The sequence below is a fragment of the Streptomyces sp. NPDC014676 genome (genome assembly GCF_043084105.1).
Taxonomy (GTDB): domain Bacteria; phylum Actinomycetota; class Actinomycetes; order Streptomycetales; family Streptomycetaceae; genus Streptomyces.
The window spans coordinates 1-6,033 of record NZ_JBIBZI010000042.1 but is presented as its reverse complement, the minus strand read 5'-3'; the positions used below and the strand labels follow the sequence as shown (position 1 = coordinate 6,033).

The 6,033-nt window shown below is 70.0% G+C and carries 6 protein-coding genes and 1 pseudogene; 5 read left to right on the top strand and 2 right to left on the bottom strand.

Features of this window, described 5'->3' with window-relative positions; all coding sequences use genetic code 11:
• A pseudogene (locus tag ACF1DX_RS38965) lies at window positions 1-129 on the bottom strand (TetR family transcriptional regulator); the annotation flags it as partial.
• 502 nt (window positions 130-631) lie between these two features.
• Here ACF1DX_RS38965 and ACF1DX_RS38960 point away from each other — a divergent pair.
• Window positions 632-892, top strand: coding sequence for a hypothetical protein (locus ACF1DX_RS38960; RefSeq protein ID WP_391795875.1), 261 nt, complete (start codon window positions 632-634; stop codon window positions 890-892).
• Window positions 893-1,066: 174 nt separating this feature from the next.
• Here ACF1DX_RS38960 and ACF1DX_RS38955 read toward each other — a convergent pair whose 3' ends face one another.
• Entirely contained in the window at window positions 1,067-1,495 is a 429-nt protein-coding gene (locus ACF1DX_RS38955) for an organic hydroperoxide resistance protein (protein ID WP_391795873.1), read from the bottom strand.
• A gap of 413 nt (window positions 1,496-1,908) precedes the next feature.
• Here ACF1DX_RS38955 and ACF1DX_RS38950 point away from each other — a divergent pair, with 413 nt between their 5' ends.
• The 4 genes from ACF1DX_RS38950 to ACF1DX_RS38935 all read left to right on the top strand — a co-directional run.
• A complete protein-coding gene (locus ACF1DX_RS38950; protein WP_391795872.1) occupies window positions 1,909-2,469 on the top strand; it encodes a hypothetical protein in 561 nt (186 codons plus the stop codon).
• 5 nt (window positions 2,470-2,474) lie between these two features.
• Window positions 2,475-3,914, top strand: coding sequence for a dihydrolipoyl dehydrogenase family protein (locus ACF1DX_RS38945; protein WP_391795874.1), 1,440 nt, complete (start codon window positions 2,475-2,477; stop codon window positions 3,912-3,914).
• Between the two features lie 96 nt (window positions 3,915-4,010).
• The gene (gene egtA / locus ACF1DX_RS38940; protein WP_391795871.1) at window positions 4,011-5,312 is read left to right on the top strand and encodes an ergothioneine biosynthesis glutamate--cysteine ligase EgtA; all 1,302 of its coding nucleotides are present in this window, start codon (window positions 4,011-4,013) and stop codon (window positions 5,310-5,312) included.
• Window positions 5,309-6,033 (top strand): DinB family protein (locus ACF1DX_RS38935; protein ID WP_391795870.1); only part of this gene is annotated, 725 nt, incomplete at its 3' end. The genes egtA and ACF1DX_RS38935, both read left to right, overlap by 4 nt.

The window sequence follows — 6,033 nt, the reverse complement described above, 5'->3', positions numbered from 1 at the left end:
TTGTGCCTCGGCGGTGATCCGGTCGATGCCGACGGAGTGGATGCCCTCGGTGTAGAAGATCCGGGTCGCCGTGTTGAGGAGCCGCGTACGCGCCTTAGAGATGTTGCCGCCTTCAGAACTCCGACTCATAACCGCCAAGCCTACCGCACGGTAGAACGATCGGTCTAAGCAGTGGTCGGAGGGCACACCGAGACGCACATGATGCGGTACAACGTGTCCCGGGACGCGTTCAGTCAGCCGTCCGGGGAGTCTTTGCAGCGACTGGCCGGTGACGGACGGGTATCGCTGGTTTGCGTGCCAGCCGGTGCTCCGGCTCGCTGGGTGGGGCATCGTCCTCGTGTCTCCTGCGGCGTATCCGGGCCGGTCGCGACGCCGCGGCGGGGAGCAGACGCCTTCGGGCCCTCTGCGGGACCACCGGCGCCGACCGGCTGGTCGCTTCCGGGCCCGTTTGCGTGTCCGGCCGGCAGGTGTGGAACGGCGTCGTGCCCTCCCGTCCCGCGGTGATCGTCCCGGCTGGCCACCCCGACATGGGCTGTCGCGCTCTCGGGCACCGCCGCGTCCCTGCTCATCGTGATGACACGCTGAGCAGGTGGGGCCGCCCCGGAGCGGATGTCGTCGGACGTGACCCGGACTGCAAGCCGAGCGCACGACCCTCGCCCGACGCCGTACGGGGCTCACGGCGCTGGTGTCCGCCACCTTGGCCGTGCGGCTCGGCGTCGTGCACGATTCGTCTCCGGCCCTCGCGGCAGGACTCCGCCGGGCCGCGGCAGCGGTTTGCCTTGTGAGGACGTCCTGTGACAGACGTCCCTGGCTTGCCGCCGGATGTCTCGCGGCAGACGGGGGAGCACCGCTGAGTGCTCACGCCCTGACGTCTTTCCCGTGGACTGGCTGAGGGCACCGCAGTCACTGGCGTCACTGCGGTGCCCATATCAGTGTGGGGGCTCAACCCTGAGCGGTGCCCGGTGAGTTACGAGCACGCGTGGGAGGGCCGGCCGGCGCATCGATTCGAGCGGGCGCCGACATCTCTCCGTCGGGACGAGAGGAACCCCTGCCCCGGCTGCCGGCCTCAGGCCGCCTTGACCTCGAAGCCGACGGGGATGTTGCCGCGGGTCGCGTTGGAGTAGGGGCACATCGCGTGAGCCGCCTCCACGAGCTCGTCCGCCGCAGCCTGCTCAAGATCCGGCAGTTCGATGCGCAGCGTGGCGCTGAGTCCGAACCCGCCCTCCGGTGTCCGCTGTACGCCGATCTCGGTGACGACGGCGGACGACCCGAGAGTGGTCTTCTGCCCGGCCGCCACAGCCTTGAGGGCCGAGTGGAAGCATGCGGCCCACCCCGCGGCGAACAGCTGCTCGGGGTTGGTCGCACCGCCGGGGCCGCCCATCTCCTTCGGGATCGCCAGCGAGAGGTCGAGCAGGCCGTCATCGGTCTGGACCCGGCCTCCGGCCCTGCCTTCGCCGGTGGAGGTCGCGATCCCCGTGTAAATGGTGTCCGCCATCGTATGTCCTTTGGTGTGAGGTAAGCCGATATGTCCGCTGCCTATCCGGGCTGTTGCGGCGAGTGGATGCTCGCAGCGCGACGTGCAAGGCAAGGCACAGATGCGGGAGTAGAACGTTCTGTCTGCTAGGAGTCTCCCGACTGAGCCGCATACTGTCAATACCGAACGTTCTCCATCGTGCAGAGGTGCAGGAGTGGGGGCGTGGGGAAGTGTGATCACGTGCGGATTTGGAAGATAGAACGTTCTGTCTTGACAGGGCACTCCACCCTTGTCATGCTGGTGCGACAGAACGATCGTTCTTCCGTAGTGCCCGTCAGCCCCCGCCAACGAGCGGAGCTTCGGGCCCGCGCGAAGAGGAAGGTCCCCAGCAAGCTGAGCGCCTTCCCCCCATCCGTCCCTATGAAAGGAACATCGTGAGCACTGTTGTTGCCGACTCCGGCCTGGCCGGGACCGCCTCTGCTCTGCGACGGCTGTACTTCGTCAGGTTCGCGTTCGCCATTGTCTGGGCTCTTGTGATGTTCACGATGGCCAAGGAGATCACGCCGTTCGGGGCTGTCCTGCTCGTGCTCTACCCGCTGTTCGATGTGGGTGCGGCGATCTATGACGCGAAGGTGTCGCGCAGTACGGGTAAGCCGACGCTGCTGTACGTGAACGTGGCGGTCAGCTCGATCACAGCGATCGGTCTGGCGTTCGCCTGCGCGTCGGGTATTCCGGCGGTGCTGCGGGTGTGGGGTGCGTGGGCGGTCGTGGCCGGTCTCGTGCAGCTGATCGTCGCCATTCCGAGGCGGAAGATGGGCGGCCAGTGGCCGATGATCCTCAGCGGCGGTATCTCGGTGCTCGCGGGTGGATCGTTCATCGCGTCGGCGGGTGCGGACAAGCCCACGCTGGCCAGCGCGATCGGCTACGCCATCCCCGGTGCCGTGTTCTTCCTGATCTCGGCGCTGCGCCTGGGCCGCACGGCGAAGGGCGCGTGAACACCGTGGCCGCGGACACGTATGACGTCATCGTCATCGGTGCCGGCCCGGTCGGGGAGAACGTTGCTGACCGGGTGGTGCAGGGCGGGATGAGCGCCGCCATTGTGGAACGGGAACTGGTCGGCGGCGAGTGCTCGTACTGGGCGTGCATGCCGACCAAGGCGCTGCTGCGCAGCACGGCGGCCCTGCGGGCCGCGCAGCGGCTGCCGGGGGCGCGTGAGGCGGTCACCGGGGAGCTGGACGCGGGGGCGGTGCTGGCGCGCCGGGACGCGTTTGCCTCGCACTGGAAGGACGAAGGGCAGGTGTCCTGGCTGGAGTCGGCCGGGATCGCGCTGTACCGGGGACAGGGGCGGATCGCCGGCGAGCGTGCCGTGGAGGTGGTGGGCGAGGACGGTGCGGTGACGTCGCTGACTGCGCGGCATGCGGTCGTGGTGACGACGGGCAGTTCGGCCCTCTTGCCCGATGTCCCGGGTCTGGCCGAGGCGGGGGTATGGACCAGCCGGGAGGCGGCTGCCGCGGAAGCGGTTCCGGGACGCCTGACTGTCATCGGCGGCGGTGTCGTGGCGTCGGAGATGGCGACGGCGTTCGCCGCACTGGGGTCGCGGGTGACGATGCTGGCACGTGATGGCGTGCTGCCGTTGTCGGAACCGTTCGTGGGAGAGAGGGTGACCGCTTCGCTGCGGGAGGCCGGGGCGACGGTACTGCTGGGCGCCGAGGCGGGCGCGGTGGAGCGTGCCGATGACGGCACGGTGCGTGTCACCCTGACCACCGGCGAGCTGATCGAGGCCGATGAGGTGCTGGTGGCGATCGGCCGCAGGCCGAACACCCAGGACATCGGTGTGGACCAGGTGGGCCTGGAGCCGGGTGGCTGGCTCGCGGTGGATGACACGCTGCGGGTGGTCGGCGACGACGGTCAGGCTCTGGGCGGGGGATGGCTGTACGCGGTCGGCGATGTCAACCGGCGTGTGCTGCTGACCCATCAGGGCAAGTACCAGGCGCGGGCCGCGGGCGATGTGATCGTGGCTCGGGCCAAGGGCGAGAGTGTCGAGGACGGCCGCTGGGGCAGACACGTGGCCAGCGCTGACGAGCGTTGGGTGCCGCAGGTGGTGTTCACCGAGCCGGAGGTGGCGTCGGTGGGGCTGACCGCGGCCGCGGCGCAGGCCGCGGGGCTGCGGACCCGGGTGGTGGACTACAACCTGGGCGCGGTTGCCGGCTCGGCCCTGCACGCCGACGACTACCAGGGGTGTGCCCGGATGGTCGTCGACGAGGACCGCAAGGTGATCGTCGGTTTCACTCTGGTCGGCCCTGATGTCGCGGAACTGCTGCACGCCGCGACGATCGCGATCGCCGGTGAGGTTCCCCTGGACCGGTTGTGGCACGCCGTCCCGGCGTACCCCACTGTCAGCGAGGTCTGGCTGCGACTGCTGGAGGCCTACGGCCGATGACGGACTGATCGATGTCTCGCCCCCCGGTCATGCCCTGGCCGGGACGAGACATCGACATGTGAGGGGACAAGTCGCGGCATTAGGAAAGGACTGTTGATGTCCGATGCACACGGTGGCCGGATCCGGTCCGGCGCTGCGATCAGTGAGGCGGAAGCCGAGGCCCTGGTCCGCGGCATCTGCTTCAAGACAGGTCCGCCGCGCCGCATGGGCGTCGAGGTGGAATGGCTCGTCCATGACGCACACGCGCCACACCTGCCCGTGGCACCCGAACGGCTCCGGGCGGCGTATGCCACCCTGCGGACGCTGCCGCTGGGGTCGGCCCTGACCGTCGAACCCGGCGGTCAGCTGGAGTTGAGCTCGGCCCCGGCCACTTCCTTGACGGAGTGCGTCCGTACGGTGAGCGACGACCTGGACATCGTCCGCGCGGTCCTGCGCGAGGACGGACTCGCTCTCGTCGGTCTCGGTCACGACCCCTGGCAGGCGCCCCGCCGGATCCTGCGGCAGCCCCGCTACGAGGCTTTGGAGGCCTGTCTGGACCGCACGGGTCCCGCCGGGCGCTTCATGATGTGCACCTCTGCCTCCGTGCAGATCTCCCTGGACGCCGGACACGACGAGCCCGGCCCCCAGGGCTACGTGCGGCGGTGGTGGCTGGCCCATCACCTGGGCGCTGTGCTGTTGGCGGCGTTCGCCAACTCCCCGTTGTCCGGTGGGCGGTCCACCGGCTGGAGGTCGACCCGCCAACTGCGGTGGACACAGATCGGCACCGGCCGGGCCGGCGGTCCCCTGCTCACCTCCGACCCCCGCAGCGCCTGGACCCTGCATGTGCTGGACGCGCCGGTGATGTGCGTCCGGCGGGACCACGGGCCCTGGGACGTACCGGCTTCCATGTCCTTCCGGGAGTGGACACGGCACCGGACCCCGAGAGCACCGACGCGGGAGGATCTCGAGTACCACGTCAGCACGTTGTTCCCGCCGGTCAGGCCGCGCGGCCATCTCGAACTGCGCATGATCGACGCGCAGCCCGGTGACGACGGCTGGATCGTGCCGCTGGCGGTGGTGGCGGCGCTGTTCGACGACCCGGAGGCAGCCGAGACCGCATACCGGGCCGTGAAGCCGCTCGCCGAGCGGACGCTGGGGCTGCCCGCCCCGCACAACCCGTTGTACCGGGATGCCGCCCGTCTCGCCCTCACCGATCCGGAGCTGCGCGAGACGGCCGACGCATGTTTCCGCGTGGCGCTGGACGCCCTGCCCCGGCTCGGCGCCTCGACCCAAGTCACGGACGCGGTCGCCGAATACCTGGAGCGTTATGTCCGTCGGGGCCGCTGCCCCGCCGACGATCTGCTGGAGATACCGGACGGCGCGAGCCGCGGCCCGCACGGGAGGGAGACCCGCCCATGAACGACCCTGCCCTGGACGCCGCCACTGAGAGCGGAACCGCCGCCGAACCGTCGGCCGGCTCGGAGACCCTGCGCGAACAGGCTCTGACGGCGCTGGTCACCGCCCGCGACCGCACCACGCTGCTGACCAGCTGTGTGGAGGAGCCCGACCTCACCGCACAGCACTCACCGCTGATGTCGCCGCTGGTGTGGGACCTCGCGCACATCGGCAACCAGGAGGAGCAGTGGCTGCTGCGGGCCGTCGCCGGGCAGGAGGCGATACGGCCCGAGATAGACAGCCTCTACGACGCCTTCGAGCACCCGCGCGCGGAGCGGCCGAAACTGCCCCTGCTGGCGCCCGCGGAGGCCCGCGCCTACGCGGCCGACGTACGCGCCCGGGCGCTGGACGTGCTGGAGCGGGCCGCCTTCCACGGGACACGGTTGACCGAGGCCGGTTTCGCCTTCGGGATGATCGCCCAGCACGAGCAGCAGCACGACGAGACCATGCTGATCACCCATCAGCTGCGGACGGGCCCTCCGGCCCTGACCGCGCCGGACCCGCATCCGGTGGCGCTGTTCACCGGCCCGTCCGAAGTCCTCGTGCCGGGCGGCCCGTTCACGATGGGCACCTCCGACGAGCCGTGGGCCCTGGACAACGAACGGCCCGCGCACCGGCGCGAGGTGGCGCCGTTCTTCATCGACACCACGCCGGTGACGAACGCCGCCTACCAGGCGTTCATCGA